This is a genomic window from Paenilisteria newyorkensis (genome assembly GCF_000766145.1).
Lineage (GTDB): Bacteria > Bacillota > Bacilli > Lactobacillales > Listeriaceae > Listeria_A > Listeria_A newyorkensis.
In genome coordinates this window covers 66,101-87,033 of record NZ_JNFB01000045.1, presented here as the reverse complement: position 1 = coordinate 87,033, position 20,933 = coordinate 66,101, and the positions used below count along the sequence as shown (strand labels likewise).

Annotated in this window: 20 protein-coding genes; 3 read left to right on the top strand and 17 right to left on the bottom strand. The window is 45.1% G+C overall.

The genetic code is table 11. The features are described 5' to 3' along the window. Position 1: 1 nt before the first annotated feature. From EP58_RS15510 to EP58_RS15475, 8 genes are all read right to left on the bottom strand, one after another. A complete protein-coding gene (locus EP58_RS15510; RefSeq protein ID WP_036094740.1) occupies positions 2-628 on the bottom strand; it encodes an NAD(P)H-binding protein in 627 nt (208 codons plus the stop codon). 164 nt (positions 629-792) lie between these two features. Beyond that, positions 793-4,683, bottom strand: coding sequence for an immunoglobulin-like domain-containing protein (locus EP58_RS15505; protein ID WP_036094739.1), 3,891 nt, complete (start codon positions 4,681-4,683; stop codon positions 793-795). A 262-nt stretch (positions 4,684-4,945) separates the two neighbouring features. Then, the gene (locus EP58_RS15500) at positions 4,946-5,614 is read right to left on the bottom strand and encodes a sugar transferase (protein ID WP_052164949.1); all 669 of its coding nucleotides are present in this window, start codon (positions 5,612-5,614) and stop codon (positions 4,946-4,948) included. 14 nt (positions 5,615-5,628) lie between these two features. Then, on the bottom strand, positions 5,629-6,903 hold the full coding sequence (locus EP58_RS15495) for a nucleotide sugar dehydrogenase (RefSeq protein WP_036094738.1): 1,275 nt from the start codon (positions 6,901-6,903) through the stop codon (positions 5,629-5,631). 20 nt (positions 6,904-6,923) lie between these two features. Next, entirely contained in the window at positions 6,924-7,382 is a 459-nt protein-coding gene (locus EP58_RS15490; protein WP_052164950.1) for a DUF4352 domain-containing protein, read from the bottom strand. A gap of 236 nt (positions 7,383-7,618) precedes the next feature. After that, complete coding sequence (gene relB, locus EP58_RS15485; protein ID WP_036094737.1) at positions 7,619-7,852, bottom strand: type II toxin-antitoxin system RelB family antitoxin; 234 nt, start codon at positions 7,850-7,852, stop codon at positions 7,619-7,621. A gap of 74 nt (positions 7,853-7,926) precedes the next feature. Next, positions 7,927-8,463, bottom strand: coding sequence for a DUF2812 domain-containing protein (locus EP58_RS15480; protein WP_036094736.1), 537 nt, complete (start codon positions 8,461-8,463; stop codon positions 7,927-7,929). Next, positions 8,444-8,779, bottom strand: a complete 336-nt coding sequence (locus EP58_RS15475; protein WP_036094735.1) for a PadR family transcriptional regulator — start codon at positions 8,777-8,779, stop codon at positions 8,444-8,446. The genes EP58_RS15480 and EP58_RS15475 overlap by 20 nt, the downstream gene beginning before the upstream one ends. A gap of 151 nt (positions 8,780-8,930) precedes the next feature. Between EP58_RS15475 and EP58_RS15470 the strand changes: the two genes are divergently transcribed. From EP58_RS15470 to EP58_RS15460, 3 genes are read left to right on the top strand one after another with little or no spacing between them, the layout of a single operon-like run. Beyond that, on the top strand, positions 8,931-9,896 hold the full coding sequence (locus EP58_RS15470) for an ABC transporter substrate-binding protein (protein WP_236637268.1): 966 nt from the start codon (positions 8,931-8,933) through the stop codon (positions 9,894-9,896). Between the two features lies 1 nt (position 9,897). Next, positions 9,898-10,884, top strand: a complete 987-nt coding sequence (locus tag EP58_RS15465) for a FecCD family ABC transporter permease (protein WP_036094734.1) — start codon at positions 9,898-9,900, stop codon at positions 10,882-10,884. Positions 10,885-10,910: 26 nt separating this feature from the next. Beyond that, positions 10,911-11,405: a HugZ family pyridoxamine 5'-phosphate oxidase gene (locus tag EP58_RS15460; protein WP_036094733.1), complete on the top strand. Its 495-nt coding sequence runs from the start codon at positions 10,911-10,913 to the stop codon at positions 11,403-11,405. A gap of 54 nt (positions 11,406-11,459) precedes the next feature. On the opposite strand, the gene EP58_RS15455 is transcribed toward EP58_RS15460, so the two are convergent. The 9 genes from EP58_RS15455 to EP58_RS15415 form a co-directional block, all read right to left on the bottom strand. Beyond that, complete coding sequence (locus tag EP58_RS15455) at positions 11,460-11,801, bottom strand: type II toxin-antitoxin system PemK/MazF family toxin (RefSeq protein ID WP_036094732.1); 342 nt, start codon at positions 11,799-11,801, stop codon at positions 11,460-11,462. Then, complete coding sequence (locus tag EP58_RS15450) at positions 11,798-12,055, bottom strand: AbrB/MazE/SpoVT family DNA-binding domain-containing protein (RefSeq protein WP_052171473.1); 258 nt, start codon at positions 12,053-12,055, stop codon at positions 11,798-11,800. Before EP58_RS15450 ends, EP58_RS15455 begins: the two co-directional genes overlap by 4 nt. 99 nt (positions 12,056-12,154) lie before the next feature. After that, positions 12,155-13,177 (bottom strand): WxLIP family cell surface protein, encoded by a 1,023-nt coding sequence (locus EP58_RS15445; protein WP_036094731.1) that lies wholly within the window; start codon positions 13,175-13,177, stop codon positions 12,155-12,157. Positions 13,178-13,246: 69 nt separating this feature from the next. Further along, positions 13,247-13,990, bottom strand: coding sequence for a WxL domain-containing protein (locus tag EP58_RS15440; protein WP_036094730.1), 744 nt, complete (start codon positions 13,988-13,990; stop codon positions 13,247-13,249). Positions 13,991-14,492: 502 nt separating this feature from the next. Further along, the gene (locus tag EP58_RS15435; protein ID WP_036094729.1) at positions 14,493-15,233 is read right to left on the bottom strand and encodes a WxL domain-containing protein; all 741 of its coding nucleotides are present in this window, start codon (positions 15,231-15,233) and stop codon (positions 14,493-14,495) included. Between the two features lie 49 nt (positions 15,234-15,282). Next, on the bottom strand, positions 15,283-16,011 hold the full coding sequence (locus EP58_RS15430; RefSeq protein ID WP_077917953.1) for a WxL domain-containing protein: 729 nt from the start codon (positions 16,009-16,011) through the stop codon (positions 15,283-15,285). A 19-nt stretch (positions 16,012-16,030) separates the two neighbouring features. Continuing rightward, positions 16,031-16,738: a WxL domain-containing protein gene (locus EP58_RS15425; RefSeq protein ID WP_052164951.1), complete on the bottom strand. Its 708-nt coding sequence runs from the start codon at positions 16,736-16,738 to the stop codon at positions 16,031-16,033. Then, the gene (locus EP58_RS15420; protein WP_036094727.1) at positions 16,731-17,009 is read right to left on the bottom strand and encodes a hypothetical protein; all 279 of its coding nucleotides are present in this window, start codon (positions 17,007-17,009) and stop codon (positions 16,731-16,733) included. Before EP58_RS15420 ends, EP58_RS15425 begins: the two co-directional genes overlap by 8 nt. A gap of 18 nt (positions 17,010-17,027) precedes the next feature. Further along, positions 17,028-20,333: a pectate lyase-like adhesive domain-containing protein gene (locus tag EP58_RS15415; RefSeq protein WP_052171472.1), complete on the bottom strand. Its 3,306-nt coding sequence runs from the start codon at positions 20,331-20,333 to the stop codon at positions 17,028-17,030. Between the last annotated feature and the right edge of the window lie 600 nt (positions 20,334-20,933).

Below are 20,933 nucleotides of genomic sequence, written 5' to 3'. Positions count from 1 at the left end.
CTCATTCAGCGGCAGAGATAATAACACCTTTTTTACTATAAAGCTCAGGTCGAAGCAATAAATACACCAGTCCTAGCGCCAAACTATAAATACTAATCGGCTCACCTTCCACCGTTTCATCCTCGTCCTGCAGAATCACTTTTGCGATGCTGTTATCGTATTTAAAGAAATGCGGCATCAGCAAGGTGTAATCGAGGCTACTATCTTCAATGATCTGCGCGCCCAGCTTCTGATTCGCCACATACGTCCGCTCCATCTCCTCATCAAAGCCAAACGTCTTCGCAAGTGCAATGTTCTCCTCCGTCACTTCGTCCTGTCTAATTTGAAACTGCGTCGTCCAAAAAAGCCTTGTCACATCCAGCTTCTCCATCGTCTCCACTAGCGGTTTCGCGAAAGTCTCCACATGAAACGGACCAAGCGTTGAGAAAACTACATCTTGTCCACGAAGCGCATCTTCCAAATCTTCTGGATTCGTCGCATCACCAAAAATCACTTTTGTCGTCGAAGCCACCTCGATATTCTCTTTTTCCCGTCCAAACAACGTCAAATTGACATTCGGCAGCGGCTCTAAAAGTTGGTAAACCGCCTTTCCAAGATGCCCAAATGCGCCTAAAATTATGATATTCATTCTGCATTCCCCCGATTTTTTTAGTTAGAGATTTTATGTGATTCGAATCACAATGCATCTCTTCCTCATCATAAGCAATTTCTTCCACCCTGTCAAAATAACGCCCTAAAATAAAAAAGAGCAGCAACCCTAAATTTCCGGGTTACCACTCAAAGTCTAACTAATTATTTTGCTGCTACTGTTACTGTTTTTGTATCTAATACGTTACCGTCTTTGTCTAGTGCTTTAATAGTAACTGTATCTGTTGTGGATTTGATTTTGTCGAAAGCGTAGAATTTGAATTCGCCGTCTGTGAATGTTCCGCCTTTATACGTTGTTTCGCCTACTGTTACTTGTACTGATTTTACTTCACCTGAGTAAGTTCCTGTGATGTTTTTGTCGCCAAGTGTGAATGCGTTCAGCGTGATTGCGCCTTTGTTTGCATTCTCGCCTGCTGGTGCTACAAGTTTCACTGTTTTCGTATCTAGGACTTTACCGGCTTTATCGAAGGCTTGCATCGTTACTTTGCTGCTAGCGCTTGTGATTTTGTCGAATGCATAGAACTTGAATTCGCCGTCTACAAAAGTACCGCCTTTATATTCTGTACCGTCTACTGTTACAACTACATAGTGTACGTCATCTGTATATGTTCCTGTGATGTTTTTGTCGCCTGGTACTAACATGTCGTTTACTGTGATGCTACCTTTTGTTACAACTGGTACGCCTGTTACTACTTTTAGTGTTTTCGTGTCGAGTAGTTTACCTACTGAATCGTATGCGTGGATCGTTACTGCGTCTGTTGTGTTCTTGATTTTGTCAAAAGCATAGAATGTGAACGTGCCGTTTGCTACTGTTCCGCCTTTGTACACTTTGTCGCCAACTGTTACCGTTACTTTTGCTACGTCTTCCGTGTACGTTCCTGTGATGTTTTTGTCTGATGCTAGGTTGTAAGTTGCTGGTGTGATTTTACCTGCTGTTACGACTACGAATTTCACTTTTGTTCTTTCTAGTTCTTTACCGTATTTGTCGTATGCTACTGCGAATACTGTGTCGGTTTTCTTGATGTTTTTGTCGTTTGCGTAGAAGGTGAAGGTACCGTCTGCTTTGACTGCTCCGCCCGTGTATTCTTTGTCATTTACAAGTAGAGAGATTTTCGCTACGCTTCCTGTGAATGTTCCTGTTACATACTTGTCGCCACCGATTAGGAAGTCAGCTGGTGTGATTGTTCCGACTGTTGATGAACGCATGTCTAATAGTTGTTGTGCTTTGTCTAAATCTCTTTGTAATTGTGCTTTTACGTCTGGATCTGTTACTGTGTCAATGATTTTTTGTGCTGCATCAATAGATGGTTGGATTGTTGGGTCTTTGATTTCGTTTGATGCTGGTGTATCGTTCGTGAATAATTCGTTTACTGCTTTACGTGCTGCTTCTTGACGTGCTTGTTCTGCATTTTTAGCATCTAAAAGTTCTTGCGCACGGTCTAGATCTTTTTGTAGTTGTGCTTTTACTGTTGGGTCTGTTACTGCGTCTACTAATTTTTGTGCTGCGTCAATTTTAGCTTGTGTTGTTGATCCTTTGATTGCGTCTGTTGATGGGGTGTTGCTGCTGAACAATTCATTTACTGCTTTTTGTGCTGCTTCTTGGCGTGCTTTCTCTGCTGCTTCTGCTGCATTACGAGCGTCTAAAAGTTCTTGCGCACGGTCTAGATCTTTTTGTAGTTCAGCTTTTACTGTTGGATCTGTTACTACGTTTACTAATTTTTGTGCTGCGTTGATGGAAGCTTGTGTTGTTGTATCTTTGATTGTATCTGTTGATGGTTTGTCGCTAGTGAATAACTCGTCTACTGCTTTTTTCGCTGCTTCTTGACGTTCTTGTTCTGATGATGCTGCTGCGTTACGTGCATCTAATAGTTCTTGCGCACGGTCTAGATCTTTTTGTAGTGCTGCTTTTACTGTTGGATCTGTTACTGCGTCTACTAATTTTTGTGCTGCATCGATCGCGTCTTGGTTCGTGATGTCTTTGATTGTGTCTGTTGATGGTTTGTCGCTGTTAAACAATTCGTTTACTGCTTTTAGGGCTGCTTCTTGACGTGCTTTTTCTGCTGCTAGTTCTGCGTTACGTGCATCTAGCAATTCTTGAGCGCGGTCTAGATCTTTTTGTAGTGCTGCCTTTACTGTTGGATCTGTTACTGCATCTACTAATTTTTGTGCTGCATCGATTGCATCTTGGTTCGTGATGTCTTTAATTGCGTCTGTTGATGGTTTGTCGCTGTTGAATAGTTCGTTTACTGCTTTTAGGGCTGCTTCTTGACGTGCTTTTTCTGCTGCGTTTGCTGCGTTACGTTCGTTCAACAATTCTTGGGCACGATCTAAGTCTTTTTGTAGTGCTGCTTTTACTGTTGGGTCTACTACTAGGTCGATTAATCCTTGCGCATCGTCAATGGAAGCTTGTGTTGTTGTGTCTTTGATTGTATCTGTTGATGGTTGATCGCTCGTGAATAATTCGTTTACTGCTTTTTGTGCTGCTGCTTGACGTTCTTTATCTGTACTTGCTGCATTACGCTCGTTTAAAAGTTCTTGAGCGCGGTCTAGATCTTTTTGTAATGCTGTTTTTTCTACTGTATCTGTTACTGCGTTTACTAATTTTTGTGCTGCGTCAATTTTTGCTTGTGTTGTTGTATCTTTGATTGCATCTGTTGCTGGGTCGTTGTTAGTGAAAAGTTCGTTTACTGCTTTTTGTGCAATCTCAACTGTTCCTGTTGTTGTAATACGTTTTGCGTCTGCTAGTACGAATTTAGTTTGGATGTCGTTAGTAGATGACTGTGCGCCTACTTGAACGATTCCAGCTTGTGCAGATGCTTGAACAACTTGGAATGTTGCATTTTGCCATGATAGGTCTGGCGTTTCTGTTTTGTTTGTTGGTTTAAATACGCCGATTTCTGATAAGCCGTTGAAGTTAATGGTTGTTTTACCGTAAGCGGAGAATACGCGGTTAGCGCCAGTTCCGTTTGCATCTAAGTCTAATTTACGTGGATCATTGATGTTAATTGTTGCGTTTGCTGCTGTTGTACGGAAAATGTGTGCTGCTGCATTTGATGCTGCTGGTTGTTTTGCTACCAAGCTTGCGTTTGGATTTATAGTTAAATTTTGCCCTACGGATATTAGTGCGGCAGCTGATACGTCTGTACGATTAATTGTTGTTGTAGAGCTCGTATCAAATGTTACGTTAGCCATTGCAAGTGGGAATACCTCACGAAGCGTATTTAAGTTGAATGTTGCACTTTTCCCTACAATGAAGTTTGCTGTGTTTGCTGGAGCATATAGAAGTTCTCCACCATTTGCAGCGATATCTACTTTTGCACCATCTTTAATAGTGAAGAATGGGTTCGCGCCAGCTAAAACGACAGCGTATGTTCCTGTTGTATTATGCTCACCAATGAATTCACCTGCGATTGTAACGTTATTAGCTTCTATAAGTTCATTTAGCGTTCCTAAATTATCGACACCTTTTCCATTTACAATTTTGTTTTTTCCGGTGAAGTTAATAGATCCGGCTGTATTATAAACAAATTGCGGACCAACATAATCGATGTTTTCAAAGTTTTGTTCTACACCTTTATAACCACCGTATACTGTGAATGGTGAGTAGTAATGGGTACCACGAATCTTCATGTTTTTGATATTCATGGTTTTCATCGCCGCGCCAGTGTATGTGTAAATCGTTTGCCATGCGTCATTGATAGCCGCCTTGCTCTCTGTTAACGTATAACCTTTACCATCTATTGTAAGGGATGTTTTCTTGAGATTAATCTTAATTCCTGCTGTCATCGTGATGTCTGCTGTTAATTCTATATTTGTAATGCCATTATCTTCTTCAATGATTCGTTTTAATGTCGCAAAATCGCCTACTTGTGTTGGTGCTTCTGTTGTTCCAATTTCGGATCCTTCTGCTGCTGCACTCGTTGTTGGATATACTGTTAACATTTGTGATAAAACTGTTACTGTTGCTAGTGTTGCGAATAGAGCTTTTTTCACCTTTTTAGTAGGTAATACGTTGAATGGAATTTGATTTTTCATGTTTTATTGTTTCTCCTTTTGTTATGAGAGTCTGTCTCATAACTTGAATTTTTTGGGGTATTATTATTAAGAATCTTTATGAGGGAATTTGTTACGAGGAATGGATAATTGTTTGTTTTCTTATTGGGTCGTGCTGCTTCGTTTCACATTGTTCCCACCTCCTAATTTGTTGGCCTACGTATACTTTATCAAGATTTTTCCCTAAAACAGGGATTTTCCAGAAACTTATTTTTGAAAATCAACTTTTTAGACACGCGGTTTTTTACATGCCGTTTCCTTTGCTTGTGAATTCCTTGAAAGTGAGTAGTAGAATCTTGATGTTGAAGAGGATCGATCTTTTTTCGATGTATGCTAAATCGAGGTCAATCATTTCGTTAAAAGTCAGGTTGTTTCTGCCGCTGACTTGCCACAAACCGGTACATCCTGGTGTTACGAGGAGACGCTTTTTTTCGTGGTTTGTGTAGTTCGCATATTCTGTCATCAGTGGTGGGCGTGGTCCAACGAAGGACATGTCGCCTTTTAAAATATTGATGAATTGGGGGAATTCGTCGAGACTCGTTTTGCGAATCCATTTTCCGACGCGGGTGATGCGGGGATCGTCTTTCATTTTGAACATGTGGCCGTCCATTTCATTCTGGGTCTGGAGTTTGGCGAGTTGTGCTTCTGCATCGACGTACATCGAGCGGAATTTATACATATAGAAGAGTTCGCCGTCTTTTCCGACGCGCTTTTGTTTGAAGAAAATCGGGGCTTTCCAGTTTTCGAATTTGATGGTGATGGCAATTGCGAGGAGGATTGGGAGGGAAATGAGGAGGGCAAAGACGGCGGCGATGATGTCGAAGATGCGCCATACTTTGTCGTGCAGTGGTTTTTCGTGGGTTTCTCGGGCTGTTCTGGCCTGTTCTCGGAAATTGTAATAGGTCTTTTCCATGGGCTTTCACGTCCTTAATTGAATTGGTATTGTGCCACGTCCTTGGTGATCTCATGCAGGTTGCCGTAATTGGCGTAGACGACTTGTTCACCGACGTTTTGAACCATATTTTTCGTGTCAAAAACGATGGCTGAGCGCATTTTATCTGTGTAAGTGGTTGGAATCGTGCGGAATTCGTCATGATCGCTTAAAACAACGATGAGCGAGCTATCTTCACATGCTTCTTCACCTGTTAGTGGCGCGGATACAACATGGGGGTCGAAACTTTTTACGTCAAAACCTTCTTTTGTGAGCATTTCTTTGATTTCCATCGCCGGGCTTTCACGGATGTCATCAATGTTACCTTTATAGGTCAAACCAAATAGCGTCACTGTGTTTCCGTCGCGTTGTTCCATGATTTGCTTCACGTTTTCTACGACATATTCTGGCATACTGTTGTTTACTTTACGGGCTGTTTGCATAAGTGGGGATTGTTCAGGGGCTGCTGCAATAACGAAGTATGGATCTACGGCTAAACAGTGTCCGCCAACGCCGGGGCCGGGTTGGTGCAAGTTGACACGGGGGTGTTTATTCGCCATTTCGATCACACGTAGAGCGTCAATTTCGAGGTAATTACTGATTTTTGCAAGTTCGTTAGCGAGTGCGATATTGAGGTCACGGTACGTATTTTCCATCAATTTGCTGAGTTCTGCTTCGCCGGCTTGTGCTTTGATGATCTCGCCTTCAACAAATTCGCCGTATACTGCTGCTGCTTTTTCTGTACATTGCTCGGTGATTCCGCCGATGATACGCGGGTTATGGATTAGTTCGTGCATGATGTTTCCTGGTAAAACTCGTTCTGGGCAGTGTGCTAAGAAGATGTCTTGCCCGACGGTGAATCCTTGTTTTTCAATAAGCGGTTGTACGACGTCTGCCATCGTTCTTGGCGCAATCGTTGACTCGACGATAATCGTGTCGTTTTCCTTCAAAAGTGGTGCGATGCTTCCTAGCGCTGACTCAACATACGCTGTGTCACATGATTTATACTCGTCGTTTTTGTTAGGCGTTGGTACTGCGATGATATAGGCATCTGCGCTGACTGGTGTTGTACTAGCGTGAAAATTATTTAAGGCCAAAGCGTCTTGCAAGTCTGCCTCGAGTCCGGGTTCTTCAATGTGAATTCGTCCAGCGTTTAAGTTGTCCGTCATGACTGGGGATAAATCCACACCTGTCACTTTATTGCCGTACTTCGCAAACAAAATCGCGGTTGGTAATCCAATATATCCAAGTCCTACTACTGTAATTTTCATTGTTTTGCATTCCGCCTTTCTTATTTTTCAGGGAGTGTAATTGTCCATGTCGCTTCTTGATCTGCCTTGCCGACTGCCGGTTGATAAATGACCGTCACGTCCTGCTTGCCTGCCGGTACTTCGTAGTAACCAGAACCTCGAAGCGTCTTTCCTGCTGCAATCGCGTCACCGAAGTTGTTGGCGTGCATTCCGTAGACACTGTGCTTCTTGCCGTTCTCCGTCTTCACAACGAAATCTCCTGCTCCAGCGCCTGCTTCGTCTGATCCTACATTCAAGACTTCAAAATCGATTTTTGCGAGTTGTTTTTTATCATTCTTACTATTTAAAGTTTCGACATGCGTCACTGTTATTTCTAAATCATTGGCCGTTCTGGTTTTCCCGATATCGTTCGCACCTGCTGTAGTACCACATGCTGCGACGACCGCTACCAATGTCAAGCTTAAAATAAATAATGCAATCCAGCTTTTACTTTTCTTCATAAAAAACTTCCTCTCTTATTTGCGATTATTTTTTTGTGTTGCGATTTAATATACTCATAGCTTACCATCCCGAAATCCAAAAACAGGGATTTTCCAGAAAATTGATTTGGATTTTCAGTTTGTAGGACAGAGGAGGGTTATGGAGTACGGGTGTATCCAAAGAAAAACCCCTATCTCACGCCCGAGACAGGGGTTTTTCTTTGATAATATTTCATTGTAGGACTTAATCTAGTCGCTCATTCACCGTTACCTAATCCATACTCTGATATAGTTTCAGACAAAGGACATGATTCAGGCTTCTTTAGATATTCTTCATATGCGCAATCAGCCACGCGAGCATCATATTCGTCTTCTAATGATTCAAGTGTTGTTGTTTTCAGTAAGTCAGATAAACTCTTTCCTTTAAGCTTTGCCATTTCATCTAAAAACTGCTTTTCTACATCTGAAACGTGAACTGTTATTGTAGCCATGCATAATCCTCCTTATTGATATTAGCTCAAAATGCGTTGGCTTTGACTAAGGAGATCGAGAAACATAGCGAGCGCTAACTTCTGAGCTTGATTTTTCGTGTTATTCTGATGTACATTTTACCGTAGAGGACGATGAGAAATAGCGCCACTGCAAACGTGAAAATACTTCCAATCAGATACACTGAGGCAAGTAAGGTGGCGATTCCCACGACGATTAGCATCAAGATCGCACTCCCACCAAACCAGGTCCACCGCGAACGGATTGTTTTCCAAAGCACTACCATCGAGGCGTCATCTGTGAAAATGGCTTCTTTCGGCGCGCCTTCCTTCACCGCTTTCCTGAAATACATCCACTTGCCGCTCAAAATTGGATACGCATACACGTGCTCCCAACCTGCGTCCTCAAACAACGCCAAATACTCCTCTTCATCGCCAGCTTCTTCCTTATAATCAATGCAATAAGTGTATTCGGCTGGCTCGCCTTGTTCAAAATGATATCGTAATGAAGCATACTTACTGAAAAACCACCCCTGATTCGCCATTTCTTCCAAAAACGCCTCTTCCTTCTCCACATTATCCACCGTAATAAATTTAAATACCTTCTTCGTCATGTTGGCTCGCCTCCCTAGAATTCGTGTATAGTTCCTCAATGCGTGATTTTTCCATTCCAAGAACTTGTTTTCCTAGTTCCGTAATTTGATAGATTTTCCGATTTTTCTCTTCTTGAATGATCGCGACTAGTTGGTCTTTTTTCATTTTCGATAGGCTGCCGTAAATGGTTCCTGGACCTAGAACAATGCGGTTTTTCGTCATTTTTTTGACATTATCTGTGATCGCATAACCGTGCCTTGGTTGCATTAAAGATAGCAAAATGTAAAAGGCGGTCTCTGTCATCGGGACGTAGGTTTTTATTAGTTTTTCATCCATAAATATATCACACCTCGATGTATTTGATAATCACAATATATCACGGCTCGATATAATTTGCAAGCTTGCCAAACAAAACCAAATTTGGTATACTCCAATTAATTGATAATGATTATCACTATCAATTAAGATTAAAGGGGGTCTCCATGAGATGATGAAGAAATTAGTTTTTAGTATCGTAACCGTATCGGCTTTAGCGCTAGCTGGTTGCGGCGGAACAGATAAAGCCACGAAGGCGGAAGTCAAAACATCCGGACACGGCAACACGACACCGGTGAAATCCAAAACCGAAGCAGCGCAAATCAAGATGCTTGCCGCACAATTTCCAACTGAACCTGCCAAAAATGTCGTCGCAACTTCTGTTTCCGTGACCGAAATGCTTGATATAGTAGGAATCACGCCCGTCGGTATTCCGAGCACCACGCACAAACTTCCAGACAATTTTACAGCTATTCCAAAAATCGGTTCTGCGGTTGAGCCTGACGTTGAAAAAATCGCGAGCCTGAATCCGGATTTAGTCATTGGTTCCGAGTCCATCAAGGATAGCATCGACAAGAAAATCAGCCAAATCAATCTAAAAGGCGCTTACTTGCCGACCGATTCCTACCCTGATTTAAAAATATCGCTGGAGGTTCTTGGCACCGCGTTCGATAAAGAAAATGCCGCTACTACATACCTCACCAAATTGCAAAAAGACGAAGACAAAATCGTCACCTCAATTCCAGATAAAGCTGCGCCAAAAGTAATGATTTTATTCGGAACTGGCAGCTCGTTCATGCTGATGAATGACACAACTTACGTCGGCAGCCTTGTGAAAACGGTGAAAGCGAAAAACATCGTCACCGAAACGATGAAAACGAAAGAATCCTATGTACCGCTAAATATGGAAGATGTCACGGCCGCAAACCCTGACGCGATCCTGCTCGTATCGCACGGAGATGCCAATGCCGCCTTGACGCAATTCAAAGCAGATGTGAAGAAAAACGGCGCTTGGGAAAAATTAAATGCCTTCAAAAACGATAAAGTTCAAGCGCTCGATTATGATATTTTCGGCTATGCATCCCTTGCCAACGCAACAACTGGCCTGGAACAGCTGAAAGACATTCTCTACAAATAAGATGGAACGTCAACAAAAAAGCTGGTTTATCATTGGGACGACATCCATTTTACTTGTGGTTTCGATGATTGTCGCGGTTGGCGTCGGAAGTATTCACATCGCTCCGATAGAAAGCGTCCGTACTTTATTTGGCGAAGGCGCCGAGTTATCCCAAACGATTTTATGGAATTTGCGGATTCCGCGTGTCCTCATCGCCGTCATTGTCGGTACAAATCTCGCCGTATCAGGAGCCTTTTTGCAAGCTGTGATGCGCAATCCACTGGCCGATCCTGGTTTAACCGGAGTTTCCAGCGGAGCCGCCGTCACCGTTTTGGCCATCGTACTCCTTTTCCCGAACTTTGGCAGTTTTGCACCGCTTGCCGGCATGATTGGCGGGCTCGTCGCGGTCGTGATTGTCTACGCGCTCGCTTGGAAAAATGGCAAAATTTCGCCGATGCGCATCATCCTGTCTGGCGTCGCTGTCAACGCGATTATGGGCGGAATCATCGGCCTGCTCTCGATTCTGTATAGCGACCGATTACCCGCCGTCGTGCAATGGATGAACGGAAGCCTTGCCGCAAAAGGAATGGGTGACGTCGAACTGCTCCTTCCCTACTCGATAATTGGCTGGATTTTTGCGATTCTCTTCATTCGAAAAGCCAATATCTTAAGTCTCGGCGACGATATCGCTGTAAATCTTGGTGAAAAAATGAATCAGACACGCATTATGCTGTCGATTATCGCGGTGTACCTAGCGGCAATCTCGGTTTCCGTCGTCGGACTACTCGGCTTCGTTGGTCTCGTTGTGCCACACATGGCGCGCTTCCTAGTCGGCTCGAATTATTGGCGCCTCATCCCGATGAGCATGGTTCTCGGCGCCCTCGTTTTACTCGCAGCAGATACGATCGGCCGGTCCCTTTTTGCACCGCTCGACATACCCGCCGGAATCATTATGGCCATCGTTGGCGCGCCGTACTTCCTCTATTTAATGCGCACAGGAGACATCTAATTTTAGCATGGAAGGTTGGATAAAATATGGTAGCAACAATCAATATTGACAAAGTAAAATCGCGCTATGATGCATTTGTCGCGAGTCGAAAAACAATCGTGATTAGCTCAAACGACGCGGACGGAAATCCGTTCATTAGCTACGCGCCTTTCGTTGCGCATGAAGGCAAACTCTACATCTACATCAGCGCGATTGCCGAGCATTACGATTTTATCGAGCAAAGCAAAACGATTCAGATTATGATGATTGCCGATGAACAAGACACGAAAAACCTCTTCGCACGCGAGCGACTTTATCTGAAATGCACCGCTGAAAATATCGGCAATGACGATTTGGAAATGATTTTCGAAAAAATGACAGCGATTCATGGCGCCCAACTGATTCAATTACTGCGCACCATCGACATGTCGATTTTCGAGCTGACACCAAAAGACGGCCGCTATGTGATTGGCTTTGGACAAGCATTTACCGTGGATTTCGCAGCGGAGAAGCTGGAGCATATTGTGGTCGAGAAGAAATAGGTTGCAAAAAAAAGATTCTATATATACACGATTTGTGTATATATAGAATCTTTTTTAAATATCGAACAAAACACTTAACAAATCTTTCACTTTATCCATTATCTCAACTGGAACTTCTTCTACGATTTTAAAACCTCTGGCATTAGCATCCAGCATCCGATTTTGTTCTAGAAGCACTTGCCCAGTTGTCATCAGCCCTTCCGGCAAATCAACGTGGAGTGGAAAACGTCGAACTTTCGATGTGATAGCAGCAACCGATACCATATTAGAATTTGGAATTTGATTTGACAAAACCAAGCATGGTCTATGCCCTCTTTGTTCATGTCCCCTCGTTGGAGATAGGTTCAACATAATTATTTGCCCTGATCTGAGTAGCTCTGTACTCTCCGATGTCATAAATCAAACTCCTCCCCTACGCTATTCTGGATGATTTCTGAGTCATTTAAATGCCCACCTGTATAATTTTCAAATAATTTTTCCATTCTTGTAGTATTATTCTTAGGCTTTAGGATAATCTCATGCCTTGTTGAAATTATATCAAATGAAACATCCTCAAGATCCACCACCCCTGCTTGTTTTAATGTTTCTTTCGGTAAAATAATACCTTGGCTATTTCCCCACTTTTTTAACTTAGTAGCCCTCACAAGCATAATTCTCACCTCCGACTTTTAATCCCTACATCAAGTATATACGCGTATAACTTTTTTGTCAACCAACAAGTTATACGCGTATATACAAACTATTAAAACTTATTCCTCATCCTTCTTCCTCGTTCGCCGTCCTAACCAGAACACTAATCCAAGCACCAACAACCCTAACAAAACACCGCCCGCAACGTACCACATCGTGTAATCCTTCTCGAGCCCCACCGCCTTATCATTGAAATCCGCTGCTACATCTGATTTTATCTCAAACGGCTCGTCCCATTTCCAAGTGTGATCCCCAGACGTCGCCACCATTTTCAGACGATATTTGCCCGGTTTGAACGCCTGATTATTCCAACTAACCCCAAAATCAAAATTAGAATTCGGAGCCATGCGCAGCGCACTTTGTTTTGTCGTGTAAAGCGCCTCGCCGTCACCATCCTTATACACTTGCGCATCCACATCCAAACTTTGCAGAATCACGGGTTTGATATTCTGTAGATTAACCTTCAAAACGTTGCGGTAGTTGACCTGATCCGGCTTAATTCGCTTCAATTTCATATCAGGATTCACCGCGACATCATTCTCAGAAAGAATCACGCCAATCACGTAGGCATATTTATTCTTAATCTGCACGCCCTCTCCCGACTCGTTTTTATCCCCATTATCCTTCTCAGAAAAATGAAGTCCGCCCAAAATAAAGCCATCAAAAGGATCGCGCGGCATCGTCACTTTCACCTTCACCGTCCTGCTCCCATTCGCCGGAACTGTGATTTCATCAGGCATTTCCGCAATTTTAGAAAAAGGTGCTTGGAGCGTATTATCGAATTTCGGCGCCTTATTACTGTAATCAACAATGCCATTATCGTTCGTCACCGCCGTATTTGCGTTGGTTTCCACCGTCACCGGATGCGCCAAACCATTGGTCAGCACAACTTCCAGCTCCTGCACTTGCCCCGGTTTCATCCGCAACTCAAAATAGGTTTTTGACTTATCAATCTGATTTTCCGGAATAACCGCCGACACCGAAAAATTCATTTCCGCAGCTTTCGATATTTCTGTATGTATTAAAATCCCGCTGATAAGCACGCCAATCACGGCTAGTGCTGCTACTAGTTTTTTGATCATTTTCCAGCCTCCTCGAGAAAAATAAGCAACACTACTCATAGTAAGTAGCGTTGCCAAATGTTTAGAGCATTAAGGTGTATCATTAATCGTCCAAGTCAGCGTCGATGTATAGGTTTCACCAGCAATTTTCTTAGCTTCAGCCGGAACGTGGATTTTCACGCTTTTATTCGTATCCGTATTGCTCGTCCCTGGCGTAGTCCCAAACGAGTCTACCCAAGTCCCCATTCCTTTGTCCGCCTCAGCGCTCACAAGTTCCGCCGGCGTTGCGCCCACCGTCACTTCTGGCGTCACCGTGCCAGGTTTCAATGTGTCCGCCATTTCCGAACTTAATGTCGCGTCAGATAACGTCAAAGCCGCGCCAGTCAGCACTTCACCAGTACTATTTTTAAAAGTCGTTCCCGATACCGTCAAATTCCATCCCGCGTTTGAGCCACGATTATCCGTCACTTGCACGTAATGCGGTACATATTTTTTAGCGCCAGAAGCTTGACCTGCCTCATCTAGCGGTTGTAATTCGGTGTATAATGCGTAGTAATCTTTCGCGGCACCAGAAATCGTTTGCTCGCCAAAATTGATTTGAGAGGCGAAATCGATTCGTAGCGCTCCTGTTGTTGGGTTTACTGGATCAGTTGGATCGACCGGTTTTCCGGGATCAGTCGGATCGGTTGGATTGGTTGTTCCGCCGTCGTCTGCTTTGAACATTACTTTTGCGTCGGATGTTGTGTCGTTGTCCGCGGCGAATGCGCTTAGACCTGTTGCGGAAAGTGATGCTACCATGATGGTGCTTAAAGTTGCTAATTTGATTAAATTCATATTTAAAATTCCCCTGTCTTTTTGTTTTTATTTGGATGTCATGATTGAGCTTGGGGGCTCTTTCATGACGAGAGGTGGTAGAGCGAGGTGGGATTGCGTGGAAATGTGGGTGTTCTTGTTGTGGTTCTTATGAAGCATCTTCTGCTGATTTAGAACCTCAATATGCAGTGGAATGTAATGAGACTGCCTTCCTTTTTTGCTCTTGCTTCTTAGAACTGGTTTTAGAAGACGTAGCTTTGATTTGTGGTGGTCCGTGTTCGGCAATCTTGTTTGTGGGAACGCTCCGTGGGTTGACTTATTGTCGTTTCCAGATCCAGCTTTGTTGTGGTTCTTATGAAGCATCTCCTGCTGATTTAGAACCTCAATATGCAGTGGAATGTAATGAGACTGCCTTCCTTTTCCCAGCCCCTCGAAATTTTCGTGGCCTCCGCAAAAGTCAAAGGAGGACTTTTACTGCGCCCCCTAACAAATTTTTTCGGGGCTAACGGGCTTCTTCAGCTTTTCAGTCTGGTGTATCCCCCAACGTCCATGTCAGCGTCGTCACATATTTACTGCTCGCTACTTTCTTCGTTTCGCCTGGGATTTTCAGTGTCACACTGGCATTCTCAGCGTCCGCGTCTTGCCCTGTCACCGTTCCAAATGTGTTCGTCCATACGCCCATCCCCGTGTCTTCTGGCGCGTTTACCACGTCTTGGTTCACGCTATTTCCTGATAAAACGACGGCCGCTACGTTATCCGGTTTTGCCAAGTTTGTCGAGTTCAGTCTTGCATCTTTGAACGTCAAAACCGCACCCGTCAGTTCATTCGCGCCCGCAGCAAATTGGTCATTGCTCACTTGCAACTTCCAACCCGCGTTCGAACCGCGATTATCTGTCACCTGCACAAAAGTCGGCACGTATTTTTTCGTCACACCATCTTCTGTCAAAACTTCATCGTATTTCGCCTTATAAGTCGTGTCGCTCCCTGAAATCACTTGCTCGCCAAAATGAATATTCGAGATATAATCGATACGCAGCGGCCCCGTTGTTGGTGTCGGCTTATCTGGATCCGTTGGTGTTACAGGTTTTCCCGGATCAGTCGGGTCAGTTGGATTTGTCGGCGCCGTCCCGTCATCCGTCGTAAACGTGATATCTCCTTTTGAAGTCGTCGTGCCCGCCGTTGCAGCGAATATTGGCGCCGCATAAGTAAATGTTCCTCCCAATACTACAATTCCTGCTAAAACTAATTTCCCTAAATTTTTCATCGTTTCTAATTCCCTTCGTTTTTTGATTTTTTACTCCTTAAAAGTATGCTCAACTCGGTGCATCACTCAGCGTCCAAACAAGCGTCGTCCTATACACACCCTCCACTTTCGGCACCTCACCCGGCACGTCCAGCGTAATACTCTTCTTCCCAATCGCAGCGTTGGCGCCATAAAGATGCACCCACGTGCCCACGCCTTGATTCTCATCCGCCAAAATAGCCTCCGATGCATTTTTCCCAGAAGAATCTAGCGTCACTTCGCGGACCAGCGGCTTATTCCGAGCCTTCGCCGTCACACTATCCGCCTTCGGATTACTCAGCTTCAAAACCGCACCATTTAGCGCATGACTCCCATTTGTAAACGGCATATCCTGCCTCACAGTGAGCCGCCAACCCGCATTGTTTCCGCGATCATCCGTAATTTGAATGAAGTTCGGCACATCTTTAATCGCGCCCGTCGCATCCAATTTAATATGGTCACTATCCGCAAAATACCGCACATCATTTCCCGTAATCTTCTGCTTGCCAAAATGAATGTTCGAAATGTAATCAATACTCAGCGGCCCTGGTGTCGGCGGGTTCACGTCCGGATCAGTCGGCGTTATCTCATGCCCGTCACCCGGCAAAGTCGGATCAATCGGTTTGTGCCAAGTCGTCCCGCGCTCTAAAATAATGTCACCCGTTGACGTCGTACTCTTCGCAAAACTAGGCGCACCAACCATCCCCAGCACCGCAACCGACACAACGACCAGCATCACCATTCCGATGCCCCTTTTCATAGCCTCATTCCTTTCTCGCTTAAATCGGAGAGTCAAGTAACTCCCAAATTAAGGTTGTACTATAATGCCCTTCATACTTCTTCGTGTCGCCCGGAACAGTGAGCCGAATACTACTCCTGCCCTCATCCGCGTCCTTACCAAACCGACCAATCCACGTCCCAGTACCTTGGTTTTCCGCGGCGTACATCACCTCAGAAGCCTCACCACTAACCGGATTCAGCCGAATATTCTGGCTCGACGCAGGTTCCATGCCACGTGACGGTGAAACGAGCTTCGTATTCAAAAGCGTCAATTGCGCACCCTCCAAAACATGATTCCCATTTTTCAATTGCCCCGCCTGCTTCACGTTCAACTGCCAACCCTTGTTATTCCCGCGATTATCCGTCACCTGCACATAATTCGGCACATCAATTTCCGCGCCATCGTCGGCCTGAACAACCCGCTCCAAATTCGCATAGAACGTCGACGTTTCCTTCCCAATCCGATGCTTTCCAAAATAAATATTCGACACATAATCAATGCTCAGCGGCCCCGGAGTCCCCGGCTTACTAGGATTCACAGGCCTCACAGGTTTTCCCGGATCAACCGGATTCACAGGATCAACAACCTCCACCTGCCCCTCCAAAATCATATCCACATTCGACTCATAAACGGCAAAAGTCACATCGCTACCCACAGCCAAACTTGCCAACACGAACGGCACGACCAGCATCCATCTCCTAATCATCCGCCCGCCTCCTCGCTTGGCCCAACAAGAAACCGCCTAAACACAACAATCCCACTCCAAAAACCAGCTGCATCCCGCCAGGCGCAACATCTCCCGTTTCAGGCAACGCAACCACGCCACCCGTCGACTTCGGCGGGACCTCACGACTCGGTTCATATCCTTCAAAAGTCAGCCCGACATCCGACTCATAACTCTCCGCTAACACAGGTTGGCCAACAAATAAAAATCCACTAAACACTGCGATAGCTAGGAATCGTGTTATATTTCGCATCGCTTTCCCTCCTTACTATCATGGTCCATTTTCCAGTGTCCACTCCATTTGCGCCGTGTATTCCTTATTCGCCTTCACCGTACCCGGTTCGATATTCAGCAAAATACTTTGCGACTGATTCGGCGCCATATCCACCACTTTGACGCCATCGATTCCCGTTTTATCCTCATAAACCGGTGTCGCCGAACTGCCAAGCGGCATATCCGACGTCACGCCCAGCCCATTTTTTTGCCGTACAATCAGCGCATTCGCCACTTCCTCACCGTCCGACGTCTGCAAATTCTGCGTCAATTTCACCGACAACTTCCAATCCGAAATCACCGCACGCGTGTCCTCAATCGTCACTTTTAAATCCGTCTCTGGCGCAATAATCTTGTTTTTCGAGCTGATCGTCGCCGTTCCAAACGAAACATCATGCGTCACATCCTTAAACGCCAGCGTCCCGGCCTTCACCGTCACAACCACCGTCTTTTCAACGCCCAGCACGCTCAGCTTCACCAAATACGAGCCTGGCGTCTTCGATAAACCACCTCGATCCACAATCTGCACCTGCGACGTCACATCCTGCCCACTCGGCACGCCCCACGCCTTCACTTTTGCCTCGGTAAAAATCATCTGATCCACCGCAGCCGGCGTCGTTGGGAAATCCTTACCAAAAACGGTGAAACCATAAGCCTGAAGCATCGCCTTATCATTCGTCACGGTAAAACCATCCTTCACAAAAACCGGAATCGAAACAAATAACGCATTCCCAGCACGATCCTGAATCCGAACCTCCGCCGTCGTGTAGCCTACCACAGAAACGTTCGGCTTTTTCGTCAGCGTATACGTGAGATTATCATCCCCATCACCGCCATTATCATGCACATCCCGCACAAGCGATTTCGCATTCGTTGTAAACGCGGCATTCAAATCCACCGTCTGCATAATCGGATTCGCCGTCGGTGGCGTCGTATCAGCAACCGTCACCAGATTCGACTTCGCACTGATATTTCCCGCAGCATCCGTCGCTTTTGTATAATAGACAGAATACGGAACTAACGGTTGTTTCCCGGCCGGCACAGCTATCGAGTAAACCCCCGCCGCGTTCGCCTGACCACTCGCAAAAACCGTATCATCGGCACCAAACACCCGCACCGTCGCATTCGCCTCCGCAGTTCCTGAAATCACAACATCCCGATCCTTCATCCCATTCAAAACTGGCGCATTTGGAGCCGTCAAATCCTTCACAACCGTCGTCGCCGTAGCACTTTTCCCATTCAAATAAGACTTCGCGGTAATCGTCTCACCCGCCGTAAAATACTTATTCACAGGTAGCGCATACGAAAAATTCCCCGTCCCATCCGCTTTCACATGGTACAACGTCGCATCATTCACGCTCTGCGCCGCAATCGTCCCAGCCGGAATCACCGTCGAGCCGCTAAAGATCACCCAAGCACCCGGATTCGTCGTCCCAGTAATCACGTGGCTATTCGCCTGCAAATGCGCATCCGTCAAAATATCCAGCGTCACCGCCACATCAGGAATATATTCAAACAACACCCGCTTAAAATTTTGCGTCCGGAAATTCGTTCGAAAACTATCCTGAACCGGCGTCGTCAACGAATTCCCCGCCGCAGCCGTCACGTTTGAGCCCGTATAACTAATATTCATGCCATACATCGGATTCCACTCATACGTCGCGTCCTTGTTCCCCGTCGAACCAATCGCATTCCACGCCAACACCCGCTGCACATCCACGACCAGCTTCCCAGCCGAACCCGCCATATAAATCAACCGACTATTCGCATTCGTATTATTCAAATTCAAATCCACACTCGCCGCATCAGCGAACTGAAACAACGCACTCGAACCGATCGAAATCAGCTGTTTCGAAGCCGTCCCGTCACTATACACGTTGAACGTCGCCTTTTTACCAATCAGGAATTTACTACTACTCCCCGTATCAATAATATTCGTCGTCGAGCCCGCCGTATTTTCCGCCCGCACATTCAATTTCGCATTATTCTGAACCGTTATCCCCGCACCATTTCCTAAGTAAATCGTGTGCCGGTAAACATCCAGCGCACCTTTTGTATTAATATTCAGCTCGCCGCCCGACTCCACTAAAATCTGACTACTCGCACCCGAAGCACGAATCCCGCCACGCCGACTCCCAGCATCCGTATTAATATTGAATTTTGCACCATCATGAATACTGATATTGCCCTGCGTTGCAACCGTCGCGTAAGTCGTATCACCCTCGCCACCATTGCCAAAAGAAGTCAAATCAATAATCGCATTCTTGCCCACGTCCACATTCCCGCCAGAATAAAGCAGAAACGCGCCCGCATTCACCGTATTTCCAATATAATGCGACCCTTCCAAAAAGTTCATGTTCGTCGCCTCAAAATTGGCCTGGTTACTCGCCTGCGTAGTCACCGTCGCGCCCGCCAAGCTCACATAACTCGTGACCATCCGACACTCCACACGCCCAGCAATGTCAATATCCGCCTCATAAGAAGCCGTAATTTGCGCACCAGTATACGTCACATTTTCATAGCGAATTTTCCCGTAACCACGCGTCCCCGTAAGCCGAACCGGACCATAATAATTCCGCCCAAGAATATTCACATCTTTAATCGTCATATTCATCGGAGTCGCCGCACTAATCGTAAACCAAGCACTCAACCCCTGAAAATCAACCGTATGCCCATTCCCGTTAAAAAGCAGCGATGATTTCGTCGGAAAATACTGACTCAGCTCATTCGCGTTCGCCGTCACCTGAAAATCCTTCGTCACATTAATAACCGTAATATCCTTATTGTTCAGCGCCGCACGCAATGTCGCGTCATCATACACATCCGCCGTATTCACAGCTCGAGCCACACGCGCCACTTTTTTCGCGATTCCCGTCACCACCAACCCGCTAGTCGCCACCACTTGCGCATCCACTAACTTGTTCGCCGTCACCTGGAAATCCCCAACACGACTCACCCGCAAAACGATCTTCCCAGTCCGCTGCGTCCCCGTCAAAACCCGTTCCTTCTCATCAAACGTAAAAATATTCACACCCTGATTTGCCTCCACGGTCTTCGCCTCATCAAAAACCAGCCCATCCGGAATCGCAAAAGTCAGCGTCCCATCCTCCGACTTATCCTCAAAAAGAATAACAACAGATTGGTTTATTTCTACCTCAGCCAAGTCCGTTGTCATCATGATGTCCATATTCTCTTGTGATTGATTTAAAAGATTCGCGCCCCAACCTTGCATCGGACCTAGTATAACAAGTCCGACAACGAGAAATGCAATAAGCGTCCTAAGAATATGCCTTCTTTCCCTCATAAAAAAACGTCTCCCCAATCATTGTATACTATATGTTTTTTTCAGTCTTCTATAATTCTGCCATTATCTAATCATCTCCACCACTCAAAAAGCACGCAGAAAATAACTAGTGCGGTATTTAAAAATCTCCCGCTCACATTCCAATAATAACACATACGTAATATATTTCACTATTTTTAGACAAAAATACTGATTAATTTTCTGTTTTAGACACATTTTAGACACAAAAAACAACCTAAATAGTCGTTCAATGCACAAAATGGCGTTGACAAAAATATTTTAATATGATAATAGTCACATTACAAAAAGTAACACCAGACATTTCCGCTGATAACTCACAGAAACCAACTATTTACCCGAGCCTGAAAATATTGTTTTAGTCACATCGCTAGACCCTTGCCCCATGTGCATCGGTTCCATTTTGCAAGCCAGATTTTCGAATGTTGTTGTGTCCACCATCGATATGTATGCCAGAATTAGCTTCAACAAAACGGCATCTTTCCCAACATTGTTCACATCAAACAAACAACAAACCAAGACCTAATTGTAGCGCTCGAGGCAGTATTACCAACAGTTATCGAATAAAATCTAATAAAAAAT

Excerpts from the sequence above, each read along its gene's own strand:
- EP58_RS15460 (WP_036094733.1), top strand. The coding sequence starts at position 10,911 with ATGGTAGCAACAATCAATATTGACAAAGTAAAATCGCGCTATGATGCA.
- EP58_RS15505 (WP_036094739.1), bottom strand. The coding sequence starts at position 4,683 with ATGAAAAATCAAATTCCATTCAACGTATTACCTACTAAAAAGGTGAAA.
- EP58_RS15480 (WP_036094736.1), bottom strand. The coding sequence starts at position 8,463 with ATGACGAAGAAGGTATTTAAATTTATTACGGTGGATAATGTGGAGAAG.
- EP58_RS15450 (WP_052171473.1), bottom strand. The coding sequence starts at position 12,055 with ATGCTTGTGAGGGCTACTAAGTTAAAAAAGTGGGGAAATAGCCAAGGT.
- EP58_RS15415 (WP_052171472.1), bottom strand. The coding sequence starts at position 20,333 with ATGAGGGAAAGAAGGCATATTCTTAGGACGCTTATTGCATTTCTCGTT.
- EP58_RS15455 (WP_036094732.1), bottom strand. The coding sequence starts at position 11,801 with ATGACATCGGAGAGTACAGAGCTACTCAGATCAGGGCAAATAATTATG.
- EP58_RS15430 (WP_077917953.1), bottom strand. The coding sequence starts at position 16,011 with ATGAAAAGGGGCATCGGAATGGTGATGCTGGTCGTTGTGTCGGTTGCG.
- EP58_RS15470 (WP_236637268.1), top strand. The coding sequence starts at position 8,931 with ATGATGAAGAAATTAGTTTTTAGTATCGTAACCGTATCGGCTTTAGCG.
- EP58_RS15510 (WP_036094740.1), bottom strand. The coding sequence starts at position 628 with ATGAATATCATAATTTTAGGCGCATTTGGGCATCTTGGAAAGGCGGTT.
- EP58_RS15445 (WP_036094731.1), bottom strand. The coding sequence starts at position 13,177 with ATGATCAAAAAACTAGTAGCAGCACTAGCCGTGATTGGCGTGCTTATC.
- EP58_RS15490 (WP_052164950.1), bottom strand. The coding sequence starts at position 7,382 with ATGAAGAAAAGTAAAAGCTGGATTGCATTATTTATTTTAAGCTTGACA.
- EP58_RS15495 (WP_036094738.1), bottom strand. The coding sequence starts at position 6,903 with ATGAAAATTACAGTAGTAGGACTTGGATATATTGGATTACCAACCGCG.
- EP58_RS15440 (WP_036094730.1), bottom strand. The coding sequence starts at position 13,990 with ATGAATTTAATCAAATTAGCAACTTTAAGCACCATCATGGTAGCATCA.
- EP58_RS15420 (WP_036094727.1), bottom strand. The coding sequence starts at position 17,009 with ATGCGAAATATAACACGATTCCTAGCTATCGCAGTGTTTAGTGGATTT.
- EP58_RS15425 (WP_052164951.1), bottom strand. The coding sequence starts at position 16,738 with ATGATTAGGAGATGGATGCTGGTCGTGCCGTTCGTGTTGGCAAGTTTG.
- EP58_RS15435 (WP_036094729.1), bottom strand. The coding sequence starts at position 15,233 with ATGAAAAATTTAGGGAAATTAGTTTTAGCAGGAATTGTAGTATTGGGA.
- EP58_RS15465 (WP_036094734.1), top strand. The coding sequence starts at position 9,898 with ATGGAACGTCAACAAAAAAGCTGGTTTATCATTGGGACGACATCCATT.
- EP58_RS15475 (WP_036094735.1), bottom strand. The coding sequence starts at position 8,779 with ATGGATGAAAAACTAATAAAAACCTACGTCCCGATGACAGAGACCGCC.
- relB (WP_036094737.1), bottom strand. The coding sequence starts at position 7,852 with ATGGCTACAATAACAGTTCACGTTTCAGATGTAGAAAAGCAGTTTTTA.
- EP58_RS15500 (WP_052164949.1), bottom strand. The coding sequence starts at position 5,614 with ATGGAAAAGACCTATTACAATTTCCGAGAACAGGCCAGAACAGCCCGA.